This window comes from Nocardia nepalensis (assembly GCF_048910785.1).
GTDB classification, from domain to species: domain Bacteria; phylum Actinomycetota; class Actinomycetes; order Mycobacteriales; family Mycobacteriaceae; genus Nocardia; species Nocardia nepalensis.
In genome coordinates this window covers 1,056,446-1,079,598 of record NZ_JBKBET010000020.1, presented here as the reverse complement: position 1 = coordinate 1,079,598, position 23,153 = coordinate 1,056,446, and the positions used below count along the sequence as shown (strand labels likewise).

Here is a 23,153-nt window from a genome sequence, read left to right as displayed (position 1 = left end):
AGTCGCGGGTGACCACCGAGGTCGCGGCATAGGCTGGGGTCCATGGTGTCCGAACGTGAAGTACTCCAATCCGTACCGACGCAGCTGTGGATCGGCGGTCCCGTCGACGCCACCGGGGGCGGCACCTTCGCGGTGCACAATCCGGCCGACGGTCAGGTGCTGACCCGGGTCGCCGACGCCACGCCGGAAGACGCGGTCCGCGCACTGGACGCGGCCGTCGCGGTGCAGGCCGAGTGGGCGGCGACGTCGTCACGCGAGCGCGGCGAGATCCTGCGCCGGGTATTCGAGCAGTTGACCGCCCGTGCCGAGGAATTCGCGCTGCTGATGACCCTGGAGATGGGCAAGGCGCTGCCGGAGAGCCGCAACGAGGTGCGCTACGGCGCCGAATTCTTCCGCTGGTTCAGCGAGGAGGCGGTGCGCGCGCACGGGCGTTACCTGCACGCGCCGTCCGGCACCGGCCGGATCATGGTGCACAAGCAGCCGGTCGGGCCGTGTCTGGCCATCACACCGTGGAACTTCCCGCTGGCCATGGGAACCCGCAAGATCGGACCCGCGCTGGCCGCCGGCTGCACGATGATCGTCAAGCCCGCCTCGGCGACGCCGTTGACCATGCTGGCGCTGGCCGAGTTGTGCAGCGAGGCGGGTCTGCCGGACGGGGTGCTGTCGGTGATCACCTCCAGCCATTCCGGTGCGGTGACGCAGCCGCTGCTGGACGATCCGCGCCTGCGCAAGCTCACCTTCACCGGATCCACCGAGGTCGGCAAGAAGCTGGTGCAGAAGTCGGCGAACGGACTGTTGCGCACCTCGATGGAACTCGGCGGCAACGCGCCGTTCGTGGTCTTCGACGATGCCGATATCGACGCCGCCGTACAGGGCGCGATGCTGGCAAAACTGCGCAATGGCGGTGAGGCGTGCACCGCGGCCAACCGCTTCCACGTGCAGAACGGGGTGCTGGCGGAGTTCACCACCAAACTCATCGAGGCGATGTCGAGCAGCGTGACGATGGGACCCGGCACCGATCCGGACACCACCCTCGGCCCGCTGATCAACGAGGAGCAGCTCAACACCGTCAGCGAACTGGTCGACGACGCGGTCGCGGTCGGCGCGCAGGTCCGCCTCGGCGGCAAGGCGCCCGGCGGTCCGGGCTGGTTCTATCCCGCGACCATCCTCAGCGACGTGCCCGCGAACGCCCGGATCCTGCGTGAGGAGGTCTTCGGCCCAGTCGCCCCGATCGTCGGCTTCGAGACCGAAGCCGAGGGCCTGGCCGCCGCGAACAACACCGAATTCGGCCTCGTCAGCTACGTCTACACCCGCGATCTGGACCGCGCCCTGCGCATCGCCGAGGGCCTGGAATCCGGCATGGTTGGCGTCAATCGCGGCGTAATCTCCGATCCGGCAGCCCCTTTCGGTGGCGTCAAGGCGTCGGGCTTCGGCCGCGAGGGCGGCATCGAGGGCATCGAGGAGTACTTGTCCACCAAGTACATCGCCCTCACCTGACCCGGACATGAAACGACCGCCCCGGGGCGAAACACCCGGGGCGGTCATGGGGGAGGCGACGGTCTGGTGTCCGCCGCGTGGTCTTGTGCGGCCGCGGGGCAGCGGCCCGAGACTAGTGGCCGAGTCGGCCGCGACCGAGGCGCAGCAGCAGCATGGCGAGGGTGTGGCCCTCCTGGCCGAGTTCGCTGAAGCGCTCGAGCACCTTCATCTCACGACTGTGTACGAGGCGGGGGCCGCCGGAGGCCATGCGGGTGCGACCGATGATCCGGGAGATCTCGGTGCGACGCTTGATAGCGGCGAGGATTTCCGCGTCGAGCTGGTCGATCTCCTTGCGGAGCTTGTCGATCTCGGCCTCGGGCAAGGTCGAGTCGGACCCGGTCGTCGTGGCAGGGGTGCTCATCATTCATCTCCTCGTGTCAGAACATGGATCGACTGGTGAGCCGAGCTCGTTACCGATCGGTTCTTTCACCGTGCAAAACAAACCTAGCGGGCCTTGCAATCTTCCCCCAGGCGGCGCGCTCAGGGACAAAGTCCGCGATCACGATATCCGGCCGTTAGCCGAATCGGATACATCGCGGTAGCGCATGTCATGTGGGCCAGTGTGCCACGGGTCCGAAGCAATGCAAAACACTTCCTTTTGTGAATCTGCTGAGAGGGCGGGCGCGTTAGCGGTCCTCGTGCTGACCCGGGCCAGTTCATCGACTGTTCGCCGGAGGGCCACCGGTTGGACATCGAGGGCGACCGGGACTTCATCTCTGTCGGTGCCCGCCGGTAGCGTGGATGGACGATGGACATCACGGTGGCTCCCAAGACGCAGGCCGGGCGGACTCGGCACCAGGACTCAGCCCAGAACCCGCAGGTCGACGCTGCTCGCACCGAGGAGATGGGCGACCCTGCCGTGCCGACCGTGACGGCGTTGTCGGAACAGACCGACGACACGCCACGGCGAGTCGTCGAGGACAAGCACCGTGTCGAACAAGAGCAGCGCCGCGCCGAACGCGAGCAGCGCCGCGCGGAGGAGGCCGAGCGACTGCTCGATGGCCTCAACCCGCAGCAGTGCGCGGCGGTCGTGCACACCGGAGCGCCGCTGCTGATCGTCGCGGGCGCGGGTTCGGGCAAGACCGCGGTGCTGACCCGCCGCATCGCCTATTTGCTCGCCGCACGCGGGGTGACGCCGGGGCAGGTGCTGGCCATCACCTTCACCAATAAGGCCGCCGCCGAAATGCGCGAGCGGGTCATCGGCCTGGTCGGCCCGCGCGCGAACAACATGTGGGTCTCGACCTTCCACTCCAGCTGCGTCCGCATCCTGCGCATGCAGGCGGCGCTGCTGCCCGGCCTGAATTCGAATTTCTCCATCTACGACGCCGACGATTCCCGGCGGTTGCTCACCATGATCAGCCGCGACTTCGATATCGACGTCAAGAAATATTCGGCGCGATTGCTGGCCACCGCCATCTCGAATCTGAAGAACGAGCTGATCGGCCCCGAACAGGCCACCGCCGACGCCGAAACCGACGACACCGAACTGCCCGGACTCGTCGCCCGCGTGTACACCGAATACCAACGCCGGTTGCGTTCGGCGAACGCGCTCGACTTCGACGATCTGATCGGCGAAACGGTGGCGCTGCTACAGCAGCACCCGCAGGTCGCCGAGTACTACCGGCGCCGGTTCCGGCATGTGCTGGTCGATGAGTACCAGGACACCAACCACGCCCAGTACATCCTGGTCCGCGAGCTGGTCGGCCATCACACGCAGGACAAGTCCGAAGACGCGGTGCCGCCGAGCGAACTGTGTGTGGTGGGTGATGCGGACCAGTCCATCTACGCCTTCCGCGGCGCGACCATCCGCAATATCGAGGAGTTCGAACGCGACTTCCCGGATGCCGAAACCATTCTGCTGGAGCAGAATTACCGCTCCACCCAGCACATCCTCTCCGCCGCCAACGCGGTGATCTCGCGCAATGAGAATCGTCGTGACAAGCGGCTGTGGACCGATTCCGGCGAGGGCGATCTGATCACCGGCTATGTCGCCGACAACGAGCACGACGAGGCCTCGTTCGTGGCCCGAGAGATCGACCGCCTGGTGGACGCGGGCGATGCCAACTACAGCGATGTCGCGGTGTTCTACCGCACCAACAACAACTCCCGCGCGCTGGAGGAAATCTTCATTCGAATGGGGCTGCCGTACAAGGTGGTCGGCGGCGTGCGCTTCTACGAGCGCAAAGAGGTGCGCGATATCGTCGCGTACCTGCGCGTGCTCGACAATCCCGATGACACGGTGAGCCTGCGCCGCATCCTCAACACCCCCCGCCGGGGCATCGGCGACCGAGCCGAGGCCTGTGTCGCGGTGCATGCCGAACAGCGCGGGATCGGTTTCGCCGAGGCACTGCGCGATGCCGCCGACGGCAAAGTGGCGCTGCTGAATACCCGTTCGCAGCGCGCGATCGCCGGATTCCTCGACCTGCTCGAGGAGGTCAGGGCCGCCGGTGCGCAGGCCGATCAGGACTTTCCGGACCTCGGCAATATGGTCGATGCGGTGCTCGACCGCACCGGCTACCGGGCCGAGCTGGAGGGCTCCGACGATCCGCAGGACGGCGCGCGGCTCGACAATCTGAACGAATTGGTCAGCGTCGCACGGGAATTCAGCTCCGAGGCATATAACAACGCGGAGGCGGCCCGGCAGGAGGGGCTGGTGCCCGAGGTGGCCGAGGGTGAACCCGACCCCGGTTCGCTGGCCGCCTTCCTGGAACGGGTCTCGCTGGTTGCCGATAGCGACCAGCTGCCCGACGAGGGCACCGGCGTGGTCACGATGATGACGCTGCACACCGCCAAGGGCCTGGAATTCCCGGTTGTCTTCGTCACCGGCTGGGAGGACGGCCAGTTCCCGCATATGCGCGCACTCGGTGACCCGACCGAACTGGCCGAGGAACGCCGCCTCGCCTACGTCGGCATCACCCGGGCCAGACAGCGACTCTATGTCAGCCGCGCGGTGGTCCGCTCCGGCTGGGGTCAGCCGGTCTCGAATCCGGAATCACGCTTCCTGCAAGAGATTCCGTCCCACCTCATCGACTGGAAGCGGTTGGAGCCCAAGGGGTCGCCATTGACGCGCGGCATCCGCCGCCGCGGCGACGACGACGGCCTGGAGCACGACTGGACCCGCGACGGCTGGGCCCAGCAGCGCCCAGGCGTCAGCGGTGGCCCTCGCCGCCCTGCCCCCGGTGGCGCAAACCGCAATAATGCCAATCTCGTACTGGCCGTTGGCGATCGAGTCAGCGATGACAAATACGGCCTCGGCCGCGTAGTAGCCGCCGAAGGCTTCGGTCCGTTGGCCACCGTCACCATCGACTTCGGCACCGCAGGCAAAATCCGCCTCATCCCCCAGTACAGCCGCACCCTGGTCAAGCTCTGACCTGCGCACACTCCTGGCCAATTCGAGTTTGCGCCGTACCGATTCGGGTCTTACAGGTCGGCTATGGCGATGGCGGGTTCGGTGAGGCTGCCGAAGTAGAGGCGGCCCTGGTGGTGGCGGACGCCGGTGAGCATGTGGAAGCCGGGGATTCGGCCGCGGTAGGAGCGGACGATGTCGCCGGTATCGTTCAGTGCGATGACACCCATTGTCGCTGACGGGCCTGGTTGTAGTTGTGGTGGGAGGGAAAGGGTCAGGGTTCGCAGTGGTGCGGGAAATCGCTGGATGATCCCGAGTGCGGCGACTTTTCGACTCGGAATGGCCAGCCAGATCAGGCCGTCGCTATCGGTGGAGAGATTGTCCGGATATCCCCACAGGTTGTCCGCGAATACTTCCGCGGTGCCTGCGGCGGCACCGGTGAGCCATATTCGATGCAGTCGGCAGGTTCCGCTTTCGCCGACCACGACGTAGCTTTCGTCGCGGGCGAGGGTGACCCCGCCCGCGAATTCGAGTCCGCCGAGCACCTCGGTGAGCGTGCCATCGGGATCGCGGCGCAGCAGTCGGCCGCTGGCCGTGCGTTCGACGAGGTCGCGACGGTATTCGGGAACCGGGAAGACCTGTGAGGAATCGCTGAAATAGATTGTGCCGTCGGCGGCTACCGCGCAGTTGTCGACGGCGAGCATCGGCTTGCCGAACGCTGATTCGGCGAGCGGACGCACCGCACCGGTCGAGATGGTGATGGCCAGCAGTCCGCGGGCGGAGGCGGTGGCGATGAGTTCGTCGTCACCGTGTAGCTCCAGACCCAGGGTGCGATCCGGTGTGCGGGCGATGGTTTCGATCGTGCGGCCGTCATCGGTGATGCGCAGGATGCGTCCGTCGGCCAGGCCGGTGTAGATGCGGCCCGCGGAGTCGACGACGATATCCTCCGGCCCGCTGCCATTGATCGGAATAGTCCGCGGTGCGGCGAATTCCATTCCGAGCGCCTTCGCTTTCGACAATGTCATCCTCGGCCCCGCTGTTCGGCGACACTGCGGAAGAAGCTCGTTATCCCCAACCATACGAGCAGCCGCGACGATAGCGCGGGGAACAGTTCCCCGAGTGCCAGCAGTGGCCGCATCGGCCTCGAATTGACCAGGATCTCGGGTCGGCCGGTCAGCACGGCGTCGAGTACGGCATCGGCGCACGCCGTCGCCGTCGCGGTGCCGAAGGTACGTGGCGCGCGCAGGCCCGCACGCTGCATCCGGACATACATTCCGTCGCTCGCCTCGGTAATGAAGCTGGGACACACCACGCTGAAAGAGACCGGGCGACTGTGGAATTCGGCCCGCAGTGAGCGCGCGAGCCCGACCAGTCCGGCCTTGCTCGCGGCGTAGGCCGCCCCGTAGGGGTTCGGTCCCTTACCGGACAGCGAGGAGACGAGAACGATACGCCCGCTGCCCCGTTCGAGCATGCCGGGCAGCGCGCTGCGCACCACGAGCATCGGCGCGAGCAGGTTGACGCCGATGGTCGCCTCGAGTTCGGCGCGGACGTGTGTGGCGTAGCCGGCGTAGATCTCGATGCCCGCATTGCTGACCACCACGTCCAGTGGCCCGAGCGCTTCTTCGGCCCTGGGGACCAGCCCCTCGGCCTCCTCGGCTCGGCTCAGGTCGGCGACCACGATTTCCGCGCGAGATCCGGATCGGCCGAGTTCGTCGCGCAGCGTCGTCAATGCGGCGCGATCACGTCCCGACAGCACCAGGCTCGCGCCTTGGCGCGCGAGCGTAACGGCGATCTGCCTGCCCAGCCCACCCGCGGCGCCGGTGAGCAGAATATTCTTGCCCTGCAATGTGATTCGATCGTTGGATGCAGCGCTCATCGGACTGCCTCCGAGTTGTCGGCGTGCTGCGGATCGACAGTGGCGAGCCAGGCGAGGACCGTGCGGGTGACGAGTGCGAGGTTGCCGATCTGACAGTGACTGCTCGCCGATTCGGCCGCGGTGAACAGCCGGGTGGTCACCGAGCGCGCGCTGGTCAGTGCGCGGGCTTGCCGGTGCAGTTGGCGCACGGGCACATAGTGATCGTCGGCGCCCGCCAGCAGCAATACGTCGGCGGTGACTGCGGCGGAGATGCGGCGCGTTGTGGTGCTGCGTGCCGCGGCGAGGAAGTCGTAGGGGTCACTCGCTCCGGTCACGTGCAATCCCTGGGCGAGCCCCCACTGCGCGATCGGCCGCCGGGCCCGCACCCTGGCGAGCGCGTTGACTACCCGCCGGGCCCGCAACGTCAGCAGCAGACGGAGCAAAGGTGTTGTGCCGTGGCCGATTTGGCGTCCGACGACCTCGAGTTCGTCGTCCAGGATGTCGTAGGCGATGACGCGGTGAATTCTGGGCTCGAAGGCCGCGGCGCGAATGACAAGGCCGCCGCCGAGTGAGATGCCGATGGCGGTGACGTCATCGAGTCCGTAGTGGTCGAGTACCGCGCTGACGGGCTGCTCCCATTCCGAAATAGACGGCAGGCCACCGTCTTCCAGCGTGCTGCCCTGTCCGGGCCCTTCGAATGCGATGACCCGATATCCATGTCGCACGATGCCGGTGAGGATCGGCAGGAACTCCTCGATATAGCTGTCGTAGCCACCGAAGACGATGATGTCGCCCAGCGCGGGCCGATCCGGCCGCAGGTCGTAGCAGGACATGCCACCCCCGTTGTACGGAATCCGTTCGGGCACAATGGCATAGCTCTCGCGCATGGCGGTGAGGAAACGCATGCGGGCCGGTGTCTTGCGGTGATCCTGCGGCGACATGAAGAACTCCGCGGCTCGGTCGTAGTAGGCGGCGGCCAGCGGCCTGTTCTGGCCACGGGCTCGCGCGGCCAAGGCCAGAAAGGCGTCGATCCACTGCGGATAGGAGTGGGCCGCGTGAGCGGTGGCCATGATTTCGTCGTAGCTGTCCGGGCCGATCCAGTTGAACCATCGATTGCATTGGAAGTTGATGCTCGTGTCGGGATGGAATCGGTGGTATCCGACCGGAGGCGAATAGTCCGCTCCCACCGGTTCGGTCGGCTCGGGGGATATCGAAGGTGCGGCCATGCTCATGTCGGCTCCATCGGCGCAGGGGTATCTGCGTCAACGGTAGAAGCGCGAGTCGCTGTAACGCAAGGGTTACTGCGTTACAACGTCCCTGAGTTAGGTGGTCATCTGCTTTTTGTCCTCCATTTCGTGCGATCAACCTTGCGATCGTGCGGACTAGTCGGCGGTTCGGCGCAGCGTGGACGCACCCGCGAATACCGCCCCGATGGCGAAGAGGGCGACGACGATGACCGAATGCCACATCGTCCAAGTGGTGCCGGGGTGCACGCTGACCTCCTGCAACGCATCCACCGCATACGGCAACGGCAGCCCGTTGCTGATCGTGTGCAGCCAACCGGGCATGCGGTTTCGTGGCACGAGCAGGCCGCATACGAACAGCTGGGGAATCAGCACGATCGGCGTGAACTGCACGGCTTGGAACTCACTGCGGGCGAACGCGCTGAAAAACAGCCCCAGCGTGACGCCCAGTATCGCGTCCAGGATCGCGATCGCGAACACCAGCAGCGGACTGCCCTGGGTGTGCAGGTGCAGCAGCTCGAACGCGACCACCGTCACCACCGTGGCCTGGGCCATCGCGGCCAGCGAGAACGCGGTGCTGTAGCCGGCGAGCAATTGCAGTTTGGTCAACGGGGTGGTGAAGATCCGTTCGAGGGTGCCATTGGCGCGTTCGCGGCGCATACAGATCGCGGTAATGGCGAACATGACCGCGCACGGCAGCACTCCGAGCTGGATGACGGCGAGTCGATCGAATGGCCTTCGCCCGTCCAAACCCCTTGGCTGCAACGACAATACGTAATACAGCAGTATGGTGAGCACCGCGGGTACCGCGACGATCATGAATACCGAGCGTCGATCGCGACGCAGCTGGCCGAGGATGCGGACCACGGTGGCCGAGTAGATTCTCATAGCTCCGCCAACAGGTGTGGCTGGGTGGTGCGTTGGATCAGAGAGAGGAAGGCCTCCTCCAGATCGGTGGTGTGCGTGTCGGCGCGCAGTTGATCGGGGGTCGAGTGCGCGAGCACCGCGCCCTCACGCAGCAGTATCAGGTCATCACAACGGGCGGCCTCGTCCATGACGTGGCTCGAAACCAGGATGGTGGTGCCGCGCTCGGCGAGTTCGCTGAAATGCGACCACATCTCGATCCGCAGCACCGGATCGAGGCCGACCGTTGGTTCGTCCAGGATGAGCAGATCCGGGGAGGCCACCAACGCGCAGGCCAGTGATACCCGGCCGCGTTGGCCACCGGAGAGCGTGCCCGCCAACTGGCGGGCCTGCCCCGTGAGACCGACCGCGGCGATCGCCTCGTCCGCGGCCGCGCGTTCGACGCCGTAGAGCGCGGCGAAGTAGCGGACGTTCTCGATGGTCGTGATGTCGGGATAGATACTGGGGCTCTGCGTGACATAGCCGACGCGTTTGCGCAGCGCGCGGGAACCGGCCCGCAGGCCGAATACCCGTACTGATCCGGCGGCGATCGGCTGGGTGCCGACGATGGTGCGCAGCAGGGTGGTCTTACCGCACCCCGACGGACCGAGTAGGCCCGTCACGATGCCCGGTGTCACGGCGAGCGTGATCGAGTCGAGCACGGTGTGTCCGCCTCGATTGACGCGCAGCGCAGTAATGTCGATCGCCGGAGAACGCGAAGCATGCGTGGTCGTCATGGTTTTGCGTTCCCTTCCGGCGCGAGCGTGGTGACCAGTTCAGCGGCCGCGCGACGGCGCGGTTTGCCCGAGGGCGTCTTCGGCAGGGTGCGCGGAGCGACGACGAAGACCTGGCGTGGGCTGTAGCCGACCTCTCTGCGCACGGTCCTGGCGATCTGAGCCTGTAGTTGCCCGGCCCGCTGCGGGTCGTCGGCGTGCATGGATTCGGCGATGACCGTGAAGCTTTCGCGGACCTCGCCCGCATCGATGCGGACGGCGACGGCATTGCCCGCCCGAACACCGTCGACCGTGCAGACGACGCGTTCGATATCGGTGGGATAGAGGTTCTTACCGCCGATGATGATCACATCCTTGACGCGTCCACAGACGTACAGTTCGTCCGCTTCATCGCGATAGCCGAGGTCACCGGTGTCGAGCCAGCCGTCGGCATCCTGTGCGGGCACCCGGCCGTCGACGGTGACATAGCCGCGGGTCACCATCGGACCGCGGACCTGGATCCGCCCGATGTGCCGGGCGGGCAGCGCCATCCCGTCGGCATCGGTGATCCGGACTCGCATACTCCGCACCGGTCGCCCGCACGAGACGATCGACCGGGTCGAACCGTCGGTGCCGGGCACCGCGCGGCCGTGCGTCTCCAGGTCCTCGCGCGCCACCACATCCACACCGGGAGCCTGCCGGGGCGAGTCGAAGGAGGTGCACAGGGTGGTCTCGGCCATGCCGTAGGCGGGGACCACCGCTTCCGGAGCGAGCCCGAAACGGCTGCCCGCGATCGTCATTCGCTGTATGTCACGGGAGTCGATGGGTTCGGCGCCATTGAGCGCGACCCGTAGTGAGGACAGATCGAAGGCGCCCTCCGGAGCGGATTCCAGACAGCGGGCCAATAACGCGTAGGAAAAGTTGGGCCCGGCCGTCACGGTCCCGCCGTAGGTGCTGATCATCTCCGGCCACAGCGCGGGGCGGCGCATGAACCGGTCCGGCGTGGTGGCGATCAGTTGCGCGCCGATCTGCATCGGAATCGTGAGGAATCCGATCATGCCCATGTCGTGTGACAGCGGCAGCCAACTGACCACCACATCGCGCTCGGGAACGCACTCGGCGGCGGTGACAAGCGCGGTGGTGTTCGCGGCCAGATTGGCATGGGTGATCTCGACGGCCTTGGGGGTGCCGGTGGATCCGGAGGTCAGCTGAAGCAGTGCGATGTCCTGCTCGCCGACATCGAACGGCGCGACGGGTGAGCCGTCGCGGAGTGTCTCGATGGCGATCACCGGCAGTTCACCGTCGCGCAGCCGCGCGGCCGCGCGGTCGAACGGCGCTCCGACGACCACTGTTTCGGCATCGATCATGGTGAGGGCGGTCGCGATATCGGCGAACCATTTGTTCAGGTCGGTGCGCGCGGTCGGTTGGTGCAGCATCGTCAGCGCCGCCCCGCGCATCCAGATCGCTTGTGCGAGTGGGGCAACGTCGGCGGGATCGGCCGCGAGCACCCCGACTGTCGTCCCCGGGCCGACACCCGCGCTTGCCAGCGCGCCGGCCATACACCGCGCCTGGCGGTGGATTTCTTGCCAGGTTGCGCTGCGGGAGCGATTGTCGCCCACCGTGATCAGGCCGCGGCTGGCGTCGGCCGCGTGATACATCGCCTCGGTGAACTCACTCATCGGTGGTCCACCAATCGGTCGTCGTGAGCCGCCGGACCGGTCCACGGGACGCCGTCGAGCCGCGCGCGGACGAAGGCGACCGCGTCATCGACCGTGTTGATCTCGAGGTCCTCATCGCCGAGTGCGGTGATGCCGAGTTCGTCCTCGCAGGCCAGGATCAGCTCGACCGTGCCCAATGAGTCCAGGCCCAGGTCATCGAGCGCCTTATCGCCCGCGACCTCCTCGAACGGCTGGTGGGTGTAGTCGGCGATCAACGTGCGCACCGCCACTTCCACATCGATCTCGGCCGCGCCGCCGGCCGGTCGGTCCAGCGCCGAGTCGAGGAAGGAGAGCAATTCGGTGGTCAGCAGTGCCGGTTGTTCGATCATCGGCGAATGTCCGGAGCGTGGGATCGCGACGAACCGGGCCTTCGGGAACGAGGCGGCGGCCTCGGCCCATGCCTGCGGTGGACTGATCTCGTCCTCGGCGCCCCAGGCGAGCAGGGTCGGGCAGGTGATCAGGCTGAACATATCGCGTGCGTCGTAGTCGCGGGTGTTGCGCAGCGCACGCACCACTCCCAGCTTGTGCCGGTTCTCCTTGACCACCTCGAAGAAGCGATCGATGAGTTCCTCGGTGACCAGTGACTTGTCGTAGAACAGCTGTGCCGCTTGCTGATGGGCCAGACTCTTGGTCAACGAGCGCATCGAGGACACCACTCGCGGGCGGGTGTTCTCCCCGAGGCCGGGCGAACCCGAAAGCACAAGGGCGCGTACGGCTTCGGGCCGTTGGTAGGCGAGCTTCAGTGCGACGAGACTGCCGAGGGAGTTACCCGCGACCACCGTCGATTCGGTGAAGATATCCGCCATGACGTCGCCGAACGCGGTCGTGAGTTCATCCGGATCGGCGACCCGCGGGTGTACGCCGAGCGGTGCGGAGGGCAGCGCAACGCGGTAGCCCGCGCGCGACAGTTCGACCGCGACCGGTTCCCAGATCCAACCGCCGCCGAGCATGCCGGGTACCAGGAAGATGGGCGGCAGCTCCTTGGTGCCGGGGTAGAGGTCGATACTGACGTCGTTCACGATGATCTGCTCGGGCATGGATTCCTCCTCGAGATGTGGGTGGTGCCCGTAAGGGTCATCGGCGTCGTTGGACGAGGACCGAATAGGGGTCGGGGGCCCGAAGCACGAACTTGTGCGTGGGCTTCGGCTCGCCGTCGTCAGTGGCAGCGAAGGTGTATCGGCGTCCAAGGGTGGACAGAATCAGGTGGGCTTCGGCCAGGGCGTAACCCGAACCGATGCAGAATCTGGGCCCGCCACCGAACGGGATGTAGGCGTAGCGGTGCCCTGGCCGATGCCCGCCAGGCCGGAACCGGCCGGGGTCGAAACGATCGGCATCCGCCCAAAAACCCGGATGCCGGTGCAGCAGAAACGGACTGATCGTGATGCTGGCGCCCGCCGGGATGGTCAGCTCGCCGACGCGGTCGGCGGCGATGGCACGGCGGCCGATCACCCAGGCGGACGGATACAGCCGCAGCGTCTCGTCGAAGATCGCCTTGGTGAACTTCTTCTCGTCACCTGCGTCCAGTTCGCGCTGCCACTCGCGATACGTGGATACGTTGCGGCCCAACAGAATCCATGCCCAAGTGAGTGAGTTCGCGGTGGTTTCGTAACCAGCGAGCAGCAGTGTGACGATCTGGTGTGCCACCGCGTCACCGGGATGACCGGGATCCGCCAGCACTGCCTCGAGGGCGGGGCCTCGGCTGTCGTCATCGATCCGCGCGACGGCGCGCCGAACCGCGTCGAACAATGCTTCGCGCGGATCATGCTGTACCGCTGGACATTCGGTGGGCAACAGGGAGGCCGATGCGTCGAGCAGCGCGCCGATATCCGTGCAATGCGCCATGAATTGCGCGTGGTCCAGGCCGAAGAGCGCTCGGGTGGTGATGCCGAGTGTCACCTGGCCCATCTCGGCGGTCAGGTTCACCGGCGCTCCGGTCTCGGCCGCGTGATCCATTCGCTCGATCGCCGCCGCCAGACATTCGTGCGCCGCGTCGAGCACCCGAGGGGTTTCCTTGAATGCCGGATTCACCACCGTGCGCTGGTGGCGCCATCGCTCGCCGTCGGCGGTCAAGATCCCATCGGCCACCCTGGTCTTGAAAAACCGGTTCGGACCAGTGTCTTTGGTGTAGTTGTCCCGATTGGTGCCGAGCACATGCTTGGCGTAGTCGGGGTGGTTGAGCAACACATTTCGCTCGCCACCCGCGGTGAAGGACACCGCGTCGCGGCCGCTGCTGGCCAGTCGCAGCAGGCGCCATGCGCGGTCGCCGACCGCTGTGGGCGATGTGTTCGTGCGAGTCGATCCGTCGAGAGACGTCATAGCGAGATCCCCTGCCAAAACTCGTATCGAGCTGCCAAATCTCGTTTCCAAGACCGCTACTGCGCGGTAACTTGCGATATGACGATAGGAGCGATCTGGCGCCTAACGCAATAGCCATGCGATCGTCGTCACACTCTTGCTCGTCATCGGGGTTGTGAAGCATCAAGTGTGCGATGCTGTCCAGATTGTGACAATATCTGAATAGTCTTGTAGGACTAGGTATTACGGTCACAGATCGACCGCAAGGGGGCGGTCCTCTTGATAACGGCAAAGGCGCTGACGGTCCAGTGTTGGACTAACGACCGTTTAGTTTCTATTGCGAGGGGTCTTGCATTACATAGCCTCGAGGCAACGCGAGAAATACTGTATTGTTCTCTGTCATGACGGTGGACGTGGGCTACGGCAGCCCTCGAGGTCGGCATCGGCGCGGTGCGGCGGTGCGCCAAGCCATCCTCGGCGCGGCGGTGGGCGTTTTGGCTGAGCTCGGGCCCGCGCGATTCACCATCCCGGAAGTCGCCCGTCGCGCGGGAGTACACGAGTCGTCGGTCTACCGAAAGTGGCGTACCCGAGAGGATCTCGCGGTCGAGGCGCTACTCGGTCACCTCGCCGTCGAGCTGCCGATTCCGGACAGCGGATCGCTGCGCAGCGACCTGACGATCTTCCTCGGCGATCTCGGCGCCTACCTGCAGACTCCGCTCGCCCGTGCCTTCATGTCGATGTCCCTGGTCGCGGTCGAGGATCCCGAACTCGATCGAGCGCGGGAGCGCTTCTGGCGGACCAGACAGGAGAATGGCTCGGTGATGGTCGAGCGGGCGCAGAAACGAGGTGAGGTGCGTGGCGACGTCGACCCGCTGATCGCGATAGAAACCGTGCTCGGCCCCGTCCACGCCCGCGTCATGCTCACCCGCCGCCCCATCGACGCCGCCTTCACCAACGGCCTCATAGACGTAGCGCTCGCCGGACTCTCACCTCGCGACTGATCGCTGCCGGGACTACCTTTCTGCCACTCGCGGGACCGCCCCACTCCGCGCTGCACCGAGTTCTTCGCCCGCGCACAGGCGTTCGACGCCGATGTAGACGCAGTCAGTGCCGACATCCCGACGCCGCCATTCCCACCGCAGGTCTTCGAACCCGTACTCGACCTGCTGGCGCGACTCGCAGTAGTCCGGCACGGCCAGCTAGCGGTCCTGCGCGCGGAGCCGAGCAGAACGCGCACCCAGAACAATCGCGGCTTTCTGATCGGTCTGCGATTCAGTGGGGCAGGAGGTTGGTGAGGGCGTCGTCGAGGGTGGGGTAGCGGAAGGTGAAACCTGCTTCGCGCAGGACTGTACTGGTGGCGTGGCGGCCGGTTAGGCCGAGGGCTGGGTCGGAGCGGAGTAGGACTGCGCCGATTGCGAGGAGGGCGGCGGGGGTTGGTGGGGCCGGTGGGCGGTGCAGATGTTTGCGCAGGGCGGCCATCAGGTCGCGGTTGCGGACCGGGGAGTCGGTGGCGGCCACCAGGATTCCGTTGGGGAGGGTGAGGTTCGGGTCGAGGCCGAGGGCGGCGCGGACGATGGCGAGCCAGTCTTCGATGTGGATCCAGCTGAACCATTGTTCGCCGCTGCCGACGCGCCCGCCCAGGCCCGCTTTGGTCAGTTGGGCAAGGCGTTTCAGTGCGGGGGCTCGGGGGTCGAGGACGATCGAGGTGCGCAGGATGGTCGAGTGGGTGGCGTTGGCGGCGTCGAACGCGCGCTCCCACGGCTCGGCCACGCCGGTCATCTGGGGCAGACCGATGGGCAGCGGAGTCGTTTCGGTGCAACGGATTTCGCCCGCATCCGACCAGATCGCCGTGGTGCTGGCCTGGATCCAGTAGTCGATCGGTGCTTCCAGAGTGGCGGCTGCGGCGACGAGCGCGTGCGTCGAATCCACTCGGCTGCTTCGCAATTCATCGATATTGCGCTGCGTCGGGCGGACATCGACCAGCTTGCCCGCCAGGTTGATGAGGGCGGTCCGACCCGAATTCTTCAGCGCGCCAACCCATTCACCGACAGTCTTGCCATCCCATTCGATCTGAGTGAACGGCAGTTGCGGATCGCGTCGCCGGGTCAGGATGGTCACCCGCTGCCCGCGGCAGGTCAGGTCGGCAGCAATCTGCTTGCCCAATGCGCCAGTGCCACCGGCGATTACGACATTCAACGCGGTTTGCGCCGGAGTGATCCCGGCCAGTTGGGCCAGCCGCGCGAAGCCGACCCGACCGTCCTGCTGCAGCAGCGACCCGACCACCGCGCCGGCGACCGCCGCCGACGCACCGGTGAACGTCAGCCGCTGCGTCACCTCGGTCCCGCCATCTTGCGGCGTCAGCGTCCACGACATCCGCATGCGTCCGGCAGGCTCGGGCTGCTCGATGGTCAGCGCACGCTGCGGCTCCACCGCGGTGATGACGAACGGCGGCGCGGTCCGACGATGCATACCCCCGAAAATTCGCCCCCGAGGCACATAGTCACCGGAGGTCCCCACGGCCACCGGCCCATGCAACCGCACCGATGCCACCGCCGAATTCCACTCCGGCCACCGCATCGGATCCCCCAGCACCCGCCATACATCTTCCGCTGGCAGTGCAATGAATTGCGTGTACTTCGTCGTACTCCCCATACCCAAAAGCTATCCCGCCCGCGCCACGTCGGGAAGCGTGCCATTGATCACCCCCGCTGCGGGCCTCGGGGCTGCCGGTGGGATCAGTCGCGTTCGGTGCCCAGGCTGATGCCTCGGGTGGCCAGCCAGGGGAGGGGGTCGGTGCGGTCGGTGCCGTTGAGCCAGACCTCGAAATGGCAATGCGGGCCGGTGGATTCGCCGCGATTGCCGACCGTCGCGATCTCGTCACCCGCGAGGACGTGCTGGCCGACCGAGACCAGGGCGGTGTTGATATGGCCGTACACGGTGATGGTGCCGTCGTCGCCGCGCACCCGGACCCACATCCCGAATCCTTCGGCGGGACCCGCATCGATGACGGTGCCGTCCTCGACCGCGTAGATCGGCGTGCCGATGGGTGCGGCGACGTCGACACCGCCGTGCAGCACACCCCAGCGCTGGCCGAATCCGGACGTGAAAGTGCCCGAGGTGAATTTGGTGAAGAGCGGCCGCAGTTTCGCTTCCGCTTCCGCCGCCAGATCCTCGGCGAACTTACTGCCATTCTGCAACATATCGCCGTACTGCCCGAGGTTCGTCGGCGTCGCGATATCGAGAAGTTCCGGAGCCGCGGGAAGATCGGCGCTCACCGGCTCCGCTGCCCGCTGCTGCCCGACGGCCTGGAATTCGGCTGTGTCCGGCGCCCTCTCAGCGGTCACCAGATTCTGCCCCACGGCGACAATCGCCCCCACCGCAACCGCGATAACCGCCGCCCGCCCCCTCAGCCCGCTCGGCGGTGCGGGCACCCGATGCGCACCACCCCGCCGCTTCCCCCGCACCGGTCGATCCGAGCCGGCCCAAGGCTCCGCGCGCTCCACCGCGTCGCCTTCCCAGGCATTACCGGAACCCCAAGAGCCGCGAATGTTCCCAGAGCCCGTGTCCCATGCGTCGTAGCTATCTCCGGCACCGCCGTACCGCCACGGGTCGCCGCTGCTCCAGGGCTCATCGGCCCGTGCGTCACTGATGCTTCGGGCCTCGGTGCGCCGTGTGTTGCGAGGGCTGGGAGAGTTGGTGTGCCAAGCGTCGCTGATGCTGCGTGGGTCGGTGCCCCACGCGTAGTGGGTGTTTTCGGAGCCGGTGTCCCATGCGTAGTGGGTGTTTTCCGAGTCGGTGTCCCAGGCGTCGCGCGTGTTTCCGGAGTGGGTGCCCCAGGCCTCGTGTGTGACTCCGGAGTCCCAGGCGTCGTGGGCGTCTGCGGAGTCGGTACCCCAGGCGTGGTCGACGCTGACAGTGTCGGTGCCCCAGGCGGCGTTGGCGCTGACAGAGTCGGTGCTCCATGCATTGCCGGTGCTTCCGGAATCGCTACTGCGCCACGCGGCGTAATGGTTCTGGACCGCGTAGTGGTTGTAATCCCGGTCCGCGGCATCATCGCGGCCGTCAACGGCCATGCCAGCTGTCGTAGCCCTGGCTCGCGCCGAGGCCCTGGAAATAGTCCGGTCCGCCGTCGTAAGCGATATGCCTGTCGTAGTTCTCGACACTGTTGTCGAACGGCGAAACCGCCTGCGGCCAAGGCTCTCCCACTCGCCAGAATTCGGCATTGCCGTTGGAGATTTGCTGAAAATTATCTTGATAATGCTGAACGGGTGTGCCGCGTCCCTCGGAACCGCCCGGATGGCCCTGCCTCATCGCTGCTACCGCTCCACACCGCCGCGACGGCCGAAATATCGTGAACACGAAGAAAGTTCGAAAGTTGCTGGTCTTCGGATGTTGAGCCATGCGCTCGGGATGTTCACAACGCGCATTCAGGTTTTCATCCTCCGGTCACAGTCACTGATGGGGCCATCGGTCCATCGACGGTAACGAATCGGTTGCAGCCCTGTGTTCGGGTGTCCGATGAATCCTGTTGCCCCGAAACGGCTTTGGCTCCGCCTGGGGTGTAGGGCGCAAAACGGGCGGCACACCGCGGTGTGCCGCCCGTACGAAAACTCATGTCGCGCTGAATTTCTAGTCGCGCTGCGGACCCAAGCTGATGCCCCGAGTCGCCAGCCAGGGCAACGGGTCCACCTTGTCGACGCCGTTCAACCACACCTCGAAATGGCAGTGTGGGCCGGTGGAGAAGCCGCGGTTGCCGATGGTGGCGATCTGGTCGCCCGCCAGGACGCGCTGTCCCTGCGACACGGTGGCGGTGTCGATGTGTCCGTAGATGGTGACGGTGCCGTCGTCGTGCAGCAGTCGAACCCACATGCCGAAGCCGGAGGCCGGGCCTGCTTCGATCACCGTGGCATCGGCTACGGCGTAGATGGGGGTGCCGATCGGGCCCGCGATATCGACGCCGAGGTGCTGCACACCCCAGCGGGCGCCGAAGCCGGAGGTGAAATTGCCCGCGGCGAACTTGGTGAACAGCGGGCGGAGCTTCGAGGCCTCCTGCGCCGCCATATCATCGGCGAACTTCTGGCCCTTTTGCAGCATGTCGCCGAACTGGCCGAGGTTGGTCGGGGCCGAGACATTGAGCACCTGCGGCGAATCCGGCGCGGCGTTGGGGTCGGCGACGCTGACCGACTGCGCGGCGATCTCGTGGATCTGGCCCCCGGCCTCGTAATCGACGGCGTGCGACGGCTGTTCGGGTGAGGCGAAGGCGGCCTGTCCGGCGGCGACCACCGCACCCGCGGCGACGGCCACGACCGCGGCGCGGCCCTTGAGCGAAGCGGGCGGTGCGGGCATCCGGTGCGCGCCGCCACTGCCGCGGTCACGGCGGGCCGGGAAGACGGTGGGAACGGCCGGATATTCCGAATCCTCGGAATCCCAAGCGGAGTCGTCGCCGTCCCAGGATCCGTCGGCGTCCCAGGACCCGCCCGCCTCCGGCGTCCAGGACGCCTCGGAGTCGGGGGTCCAGGAATCGTCACTCTCGGATGTCCAGGAATCTTCGGACGCCCAAGCGCCACCATCGGACCAGGAATCACCCTGCGCCCAGGATTGCGACTGCGCCCACGAATCGGACTGCGGCTGCGAATCGGACTGCGCCCAAGAATCGTTCGCACCCCAGGAATCGTCGTGTTCATACCCGGCCGCGGCAGGTGCGGCGTACCGATGCCCCTCGGCCGCGGATCCCCGCGAGCCGAACGGATCTACCGCCGCACTGGAATGCCTACTGAAGCTCTCATCGTCATCGGAACGATAACGATGTCCGGAGTGAGCGCGATTATCGGAAGCGAGGGTAGAGCGATGGTTCATCGGTGGTGCCACATCATCGAGCGAGAGATCACGGTGTCGAATCGCCTACCCAGAGGCGCTATGGAACGGCTCTCCGTCTGCGGAGTGCTCTGCTGCGTCAAGCTTGCCGTCCTCCTAGTCGTGACCGTGTTGTGACATCGACCTCAATAACGGTAACGAAACGATTGCGGGGTCCGCAAGCGCTGCGTGCGATCAATCCAAACATGTGAGATTGATCACGGTAACGCACCGGAATATCTCACTGTGATCGGGGGACGCAGGTGAGGCTGAACGACGACGAACCGTAGTAGAAGGCCATCGGTCAACCGGTTCGGCGGCTCTACCTGGCGCGCCGTCAGCAACCTACTGGCGAGTAGCCTTGGCCAGGCGTTTTGCCGCCCTGGGCGGCGGCCCGTGACCTGCGCCACTTAGGATGAACGTGGCCGTTTGGCCCTCCATGTGACTGGTTAAAGTCCGACCCGACCCGCTTCCGACGTCGGGCCGCCAACAAAGACGTTGTCATCACAACGCAGACGAGACGGTGAGTACATGGATCTCTTCGAATATCAGGCGAAGGAGCTCTTCGTTAAGCACGGAGTGCCTTCGTCCGAGGGCCGCGTCACGGACACGGCCGAGGACGCCCGCGCGATCGCGGCGGAAATCGGCAAGCCGGTGATGATCAAGGCCCAGGTCAAGGCCGGTGGCCGCGGTAAGGCCGGTGGTGTCAAGTTCGCCGCCACCCCGGACGACGCGTTCACGCACGCGCAGAACATCATCGGCCTCGACATCAAGGGCCATATCACCAAGAAGATCCTTGTCGCCGAGGCCAAGGACATCGCGGAGGAGTACTACATCTCCTTCCTGCTGGACCGCTCCAACCGCACCTACCTGGCCATGTGCTCGGTGGAAGGCGGTATGGAGATCGAAGAGGTCGCCGCGACCAAGCCCGAGCGTCTCGCCAAGGTGCCCGTCGACGCCGTCAAGGGTGTCGATCTCGCGTTCGCCCGCTCGATCGCCGAGCAGGGCCATCTGCCCGCCGACGTGCTCGACGCCGCGGCCGTCACCATCCAGAAGCTCTGGGAGGTGTTCATCGGCGAGGACGCCACCCTGGTGGAGGTCAACCCGCTGGTCCGCACCCCCGAAAACGAGATCCTCGCGCTCGACGGCAAGGTGACCCTCGACGAGAACGCCGAGTTCCGGCAGCCGGGTCACGCGGCCTTCGCGGACAAGGACGCGACCGACCCCTTGGAGCTCAAGGCCAAGGAGAACGACCTCAACTACGTCAAGCTCGACGGTGAGGTCGGCATCATCGGCAATGGCGCCGGTCTGGTCATGTCCACCCTGGACGTCGTCGCGTACGCGGGCGAGAACCACGGCGGCGTCAAGCCCGCCAACTTCCTCGACATCGGCGGCGGCGCCTCGGCCGAGGTCATGGCGGCCGGTCTGGACGTCATCCTGGGCGACGCGCAGGTCAAGAGCGTATTCGTGAACGTCTTCGGTGGTATCACCGCGTGTGACGCGGTGGCCAACGGCATCGTGAAGGCACTGGAGATCCTCGGAGCCGAGGCGAACAAGCCGCTGGTCGTCCGTCTCGACGGCAACAAGGTCGACGAGGGCCGCAAGATTCTCGTCGATGCCGCGCACCCGCTGATCACGCTCGCGCAGACAATGGACGAAGGCGCCGACAAGGCCGCCGAACTGGCAGCGGCCAAGTAAGGAAACCGGAAATGTCTATCTTCCTCAACAAGGATTCCAAGGTCATCGTCCAGGGCATCACCGGCGGTGAGGGCACCAAGCACACCGCGCTGATGCTGAAGGCCGGCACCCAGGTCGTGGGCGGTGTCAACGCGCGCAAGGCGGGCACCACCGTCGCGCACACCGACAAGGACGGCAACGCGATCGAGCTGCCGGTCTTCGGCACCGTCGAAGAGGCCATCAAGGCGACCGGCGCCGACGTCTCCATCGCGTTCGTGCCGCCGAAGTTCTCCAAGGACGCCATCATCGAGGCCATCGACGCGGAGATCCCGCTGCTCGTGGTCATCACCGAGGGCATTCCGGTGCAGGACACCGCCTACGCGTGGGCCTACAACGTGGAGAAGGGCAACAAGACCCGGATCATCGGCCCGAACTGCCCCGGCATCATCACCCCCGGCGAGTCGCTGGTCGGCATCACCCCGGCCAACATCACCGGCAAGGGCCCGGTCGGCCTGGTGTCGAAGTCCGGCACCCTGACCTACCAGATGATGTACGAGCTGCGTGACTTCGGCTTCTCCACCGCCATCGGCATCGGCGGCGACCCGGTCATCGGCACCACCCACATCGACGCCATCGAGGCGTTCGAGAAGGATCCCGAGACCAAGCTGATCGTGATGATCGGCGAGATCGGCGGCGACGCCGAGGAGCGGGCCGCGGCCTACATCAAGGCCAACGTCACCAAGCCGGTGGTCGGCTACGTCGCGGGCTTCACCGCCCCCGAGGGCAAGACCATGGGCCACGCGGGCGCCATCGTCTCCGGTTCGGCCGGTACCGCCCAGGCGAAGAAGGACGCGCTCGAGGCCGCGGGTGTGAAGGTCGGCAAGACGCCGTCCGAGACCGCCGCGCTGGCGCGCGAGATCCTGGAAAAGGCAAGCGTCACCGCCTGATCCGCTGATTCGCACGAAGGCCGCCTTCCGGTTCGCCGAAGGCGGCCTTCGTCGTTCTATCAGAGGAAGTGGACCACCGAGGCGATGCCGAAGGCGAGGCTGTAGATCGCGAACGGCAGCAGTGAATTCGACTTGAAATAGCGCTCCAGGAAGCGAACCGCCAGGTAGGCGGCGCCGCCCGCGACCATCGATCCGACCAGGACCTGACCGAGGATGCCCTCGCCCTGCGGACCGGCGAGCGTCGGCAGCTTCAGCAGGCCAGCGGCCAGGATGACCGGGGTGGCCAGCAGGAAGGCGAACTTCGCGGCGTCCTCGTGGTCGAGGCCGCGCAGCAGGCCGCCGACCATGGTCATGCCGGAACGGCTGATGCCGGCGAACAGCGCGCCGGTCTGCGCGGCGCCGATGATCAACACGTCCTGGACCGATAGATCGCCGAGGCCGGTCTCCTCTTCGGCCGTCGCCACGAAGTATCCCTCTTCGATGGCTTTGGCCCGCGCCTCGGTCTCGGCGAAGCGGCGGCCGTAGTCGGCCAGCGTCGGCTGGCTGCGGCGGCGCAGCACCTCGCCGGTGATCAACACGACTCCGTTGAGCGTCAGAAACAGGCCTGCCGCAAGGGGTTTCGCGAACAACGTGCGCAATGGATGTTCCAGCAGCAGCCCCAGAACGCCGACCGGCACGGTCGCGAGGACCACCAGCCAGGCCAGGCGTTGGGTCGAGGTCTCGATCCGCCGGGTGTGCAGAGTGGTGAGGAAGCCGGTGACGATATCGACCCAGTCGTGCCAATAGAACACCAGCAGCGCGATCGCCGTCGCGACATGCAGGCCGACCACGAAGGCCAGATACGGTGTGCCGGAGTCGGAATCGCCCTGGGTCACCAGATCGCTCCAGGACCCACCCAGCCAAGCGGGCACCAAAACGGAATGACCCAGGCTGGAAATCGGGAACAGTTCGGTTATGCCTTGAAGTGCGCCGATCACAACGGCTTGGGTATACGTGAGCATCGCCTGACAGCTTGGCACGCTGAACCCGTGGCGGCCCGCCCAGAATCAGACCTGTGTCCGTTTTG

The 23,153-nt window shown here is 66.1% G+C and carries 19 protein-coding genes; 5 read left to right on the top strand and 14 right to left on the bottom strand.

Annotated features, from left to right (window positions below):
* Positions 1-42 precede the first annotated feature (42 nt).
* Positions 43-1,497, top strand: coding sequence for an NAD-dependent succinate-semialdehyde dehydrogenase (locus ACHQ4I_RS16195; protein WP_420772526.1), 1,455 nt, complete (start codon positions 43-45; stop codon positions 1,495-1,497).
* Positions 1,498-1,609: 112 nt separating this feature from the next.
* Here the strand turns inward: ACHQ4I_RS16195 and ACHQ4I_RS16190 are convergent, their stop codons facing one another.
* Entirely contained in the window at positions 1,610-1,897 is a 288-nt protein-coding gene (locus ACHQ4I_RS16190; protein WP_420772525.1) for a chorismate mutase, read from the bottom strand.
* A gap of 387 nt (positions 1,898-2,284) precedes the next feature.
* Here ACHQ4I_RS16190 and ACHQ4I_RS16185 point away from each other — a divergent pair, with 387 nt between their 5' ends.
* Positions 2,285-4,906, top strand: coding sequence for a UvrD-helicase domain-containing protein (locus tag ACHQ4I_RS16185; protein ID WP_420772524.1), 2,622 nt, complete (start codon positions 2,285-2,287; stop codon positions 4,904-4,906).
* A gap of 50 nt (positions 4,907-4,956) precedes the next feature.
* Here ACHQ4I_RS16185 and ACHQ4I_RS16180 read toward each other — a convergent pair whose 3' ends face one another.
* The 8 genes from ACHQ4I_RS16180 to ACHQ4I_RS16145 form a co-directional block, all read right to left on the bottom strand.
* Complete coding sequence (locus tag ACHQ4I_RS16180) at positions 4,957-5,907, bottom strand: SMP-30/gluconolactonase/LRE family protein (RefSeq protein WP_420772523.1); 951 nt, start codon at positions 5,905-5,907, stop codon at positions 4,957-4,959.
* The gene (locus ACHQ4I_RS16175) at positions 5,904-6,758 is read right to left on the bottom strand and encodes an SDR family NAD(P)-dependent oxidoreductase (protein ID WP_420772522.1); all 855 of its coding nucleotides are present in this window, start codon (positions 6,756-6,758) and stop codon (positions 5,904-5,906) included. Before ACHQ4I_RS16175 ends, ACHQ4I_RS16180 begins: the two co-directional genes overlap by 4 nt.
* Entirely contained in the window at positions 6,755-7,969 is a 1,215-nt protein-coding gene (locus ACHQ4I_RS16170) for an alpha/beta fold hydrolase (protein WP_420772521.1), read from the bottom strand. The genes ACHQ4I_RS16175 and ACHQ4I_RS16170 overlap by 4 nt, the downstream gene beginning before the upstream one ends.
* Before the next feature lie 150 nt (positions 7,970-8,119).
* Positions 8,120-8,869 (bottom strand): ABC transporter permease, encoded by a 750-nt coding sequence (locus ACHQ4I_RS16165; protein WP_420772520.1) that lies wholly within the window; start codon positions 8,867-8,869, stop codon positions 8,120-8,122.
* Entirely contained in the window at positions 8,866-9,621 is a 756-nt protein-coding gene (locus tag ACHQ4I_RS16160; protein WP_420772519.1) for an ABC transporter ATP-binding protein, read from the bottom strand. The genes ACHQ4I_RS16165 and ACHQ4I_RS16160 overlap by 4 nt, the downstream gene beginning before the upstream one ends.
* Complete coding sequence (locus ACHQ4I_RS16155; RefSeq protein WP_420772518.1) at positions 9,618-11,276, bottom strand: fatty acyl-AMP ligase; 1,659 nt, start codon at positions 11,274-11,276, stop codon at positions 9,618-9,620. The genes ACHQ4I_RS16160 and ACHQ4I_RS16155 overlap by 4 nt, the downstream gene beginning before the upstream one ends.
* Positions 11,273-12,352, bottom strand: coding sequence for an alpha/beta fold hydrolase (locus tag ACHQ4I_RS16150; RefSeq protein WP_420772517.1), 1,080 nt, complete (start codon positions 12,350-12,352; stop codon positions 11,273-11,275). Before ACHQ4I_RS16150 ends, ACHQ4I_RS16155 begins: the two co-directional genes overlap by 4 nt.
* A 37-nt stretch (positions 12,353-12,389) precedes the next feature.
* Positions 12,390-13,631, bottom strand: a complete 1,242-nt coding sequence (locus ACHQ4I_RS16145) for a cytochrome P450 (protein WP_420772516.1) — start codon at positions 13,629-13,631, stop codon at positions 12,390-12,392.
* A gap of 380 nt (positions 13,632-14,011) precedes the next feature.
* On the opposite strand from ACHQ4I_RS16145, the gene ACHQ4I_RS16140 reads away from it, so the two are divergent.
* Positions 14,012-14,611, top strand: coding sequence for a TetR/AcrR family transcriptional regulator (locus tag ACHQ4I_RS16140; RefSeq protein WP_420772515.1), 600 nt, complete (start codon positions 14,012-14,014; stop codon positions 14,609-14,611).
* A gap of 271 nt (positions 14,612-14,882) precedes the next feature.
* Here ACHQ4I_RS16140 and ACHQ4I_RS16135 read toward each other — a convergent pair whose 3' ends face one another.
* The 4 genes from ACHQ4I_RS16135 to ACHQ4I_RS16120 form a co-directional block, all read right to left on the bottom strand.
* Positions 14,883-16,262 carry a DUF1731 domain-containing protein gene (locus ACHQ4I_RS16135; protein ID WP_420772514.1) on the bottom strand — a complete coding sequence of 460 codons (1,380 nt, stop codon included), beginning with the start codon at positions 16,260-16,262 and terminating at the stop codon, positions 14,883-14,885.
* An 83-nt stretch (positions 16,263-16,345) separates the two neighbouring features.
* On the bottom strand, positions 16,346-17,260 hold the full coding sequence (locus tag ACHQ4I_RS16130; RefSeq protein WP_420772724.1) for a M23 family metallopeptidase: 915 nt from the start codon (positions 17,258-17,260) through the stop codon (positions 16,346-16,348).
* A 412-nt stretch (positions 17,261-17,672) separates the two neighbouring features.
* Positions 17,673-17,921 carry a hypothetical protein gene (locus ACHQ4I_RS16125; RefSeq protein WP_420772513.1) on the bottom strand — a complete coding sequence of 83 codons (249 nt, stop codon included), beginning with the start codon at positions 17,919-17,921 and terminating at the stop codon, positions 17,673-17,675.
* Between the two features lie 318 nt (positions 17,922-18,239).
* A complete protein-coding gene (locus ACHQ4I_RS16120; protein ID WP_420772512.1) occupies positions 18,240-19,466 on the bottom strand; it encodes a M23 family metallopeptidase in 1,227 nt (408 codons plus the stop codon).
* A 528-nt stretch (positions 19,467-19,994) separates the two neighbouring features.
* On the opposite strand from ACHQ4I_RS16120, the gene sucC reads away from it, so the two are divergent.
* Together sucC and sucD are read left to right on the top strand one after the other, a co-directional pair.
* Complete coding sequence (sucC, locus tag ACHQ4I_RS16115; RefSeq protein ID WP_420772511.1) at positions 19,995-21,161, top strand: ADP-forming succinate--CoA ligase subunit beta; 1,167 nt, start codon at positions 19,995-19,997, stop codon at positions 21,159-21,161.
* Positions 21,162-21,172: 11 nt separating this feature from the next.
* Positions 21,173-22,087 (top strand): succinate--CoA ligase subunit alpha, encoded by a 915-nt coding sequence (gene sucD / locus ACHQ4I_RS16110; RefSeq protein ID WP_420772510.1) that lies wholly within the window; start codon positions 21,173-21,175, stop codon positions 22,085-22,087.
* A gap of 59 nt (positions 22,088-22,146) precedes the next feature.
* Here the strand turns inward: sucD and ACHQ4I_RS16105 are convergent, their stop codons facing one another.
* A complete protein-coding gene (locus ACHQ4I_RS16105) occupies positions 22,147-23,088 on the bottom strand; it encodes an undecaprenyl-diphosphate phosphatase (protein ID WP_420772509.1) in 942 nt (313 codons plus the stop codon).
* Between the last annotated feature and the right edge of the window lie 65 nt (positions 23,089-23,153).

Bases quoted from the DNA above. Each gene is read 5' to 3' on its own strand.
- ACHQ4I_RS16195 (WP_420772526.1), top strand. From the start codon at position 43: ATGGTGTCCGAACGTGAAGTACTCCAATCCGTACCGACGCAGCTGTGG.
- ACHQ4I_RS16190 (WP_420772525.1), bottom strand. From the start codon at position 1,897: ATGAGCACCCCTGCCACGACGACCGGGTCCGACTCGACCTTGCCCGAG.
- ACHQ4I_RS16185 (WP_420772524.1), top strand. From the start codon at position 2,285: ATGGACATCACGGTGGCTCCCAAGACGCAGGCCGGGCGGACTCGGCAC.
- ACHQ4I_RS16180 (WP_420772523.1), bottom strand. From the start codon at position 5,907: ATGACATTGTCGAAAGCGAAGGCGCTCGGAATGGAATTCGCCGCACCG.
- ACHQ4I_RS16175 (WP_420772522.1), bottom strand. From the start codon at position 6,758: ATGAGCGCTGCATCCAACGATCGAATCACATTGCAGGGCAAGAATATT.
- ACHQ4I_RS16170 (WP_420772521.1), bottom strand. From the start codon at position 7,969: ATGAGCATGGCCGCACCTTCGATATCCCCCGAGCCGACCGAACCGGTG.
- ACHQ4I_RS16165 (WP_420772520.1), bottom strand. From the start codon at position 8,869: ATGAGAATCTACTCGGCCACCGTGGTCCGCATCCTCGGCCAGCTGCGT.
- ACHQ4I_RS16160 (WP_420772519.1), bottom strand. From the start codon at position 9,621: ATGACGACCACGCATGCTTCGCGTTCTCCGGCGATCGACATTACTGCG.
- ACHQ4I_RS16155 (WP_420772518.1), bottom strand. From the start codon at position 11,276: ATGAGTGAGTTCACCGAGGCGATGTATCACGCGGCCGACGCCAGCCGC.
- ACHQ4I_RS16150 (WP_420772517.1), bottom strand. From the start codon at position 12,352: ATGCCCGAGCAGATCATCGTGAACGACGTCAGTATCGACCTCTACCCC.
- ACHQ4I_RS16145 (WP_420772516.1), bottom strand. From the start codon at position 13,631: ATGACGTCTCTCGACGGATCGACTCGCACGAACACATCGCCCACAGCG.
- ACHQ4I_RS16140 (WP_420772515.1), top strand. From the start codon at position 14,012: ATGACGGTGGACGTGGGCTACGGCAGCCCTCGAGGTCGGCATCGGCGC.
- ACHQ4I_RS16135 (WP_420772514.1), bottom strand. From the start codon at position 16,262: ATGGGGAGTACGACGAAGTACACGCAATTCATTGCACTGCCAGCGGAA.
- ACHQ4I_RS16125 (WP_420772513.1), bottom strand. From the start codon at position 17,921: ATGAGGCAGGGCCATCCGGGCGGTTCCGAGGGACGCGGCACACCCGTT.
- ACHQ4I_RS16120 (WP_420772512.1), bottom strand. From the start codon at position 19,466: ATGAACCATCGCTCTACCCTCGCTTCCGATAATCGCGCTCACTCCGGA.
- sucC (WP_420772511.1), top strand. From the start codon at position 19,995: ATGGATCTCTTCGAATATCAGGCGAAGGAGCTCTTCGTTAAGCACGGA.
- sucD (WP_420772510.1), top strand. From the start codon at position 21,173: ATGTCTATCTTCCTCAACAAGGATTCCAAGGTCATCGTCCAGGGCATC.
- ACHQ4I_RS16105 (WP_420772509.1), bottom strand. From the start codon at position 23,088: ATGCTCACGTATACCCAAGCCGTTGTGATCGGCGCACTTCAAGGCATA.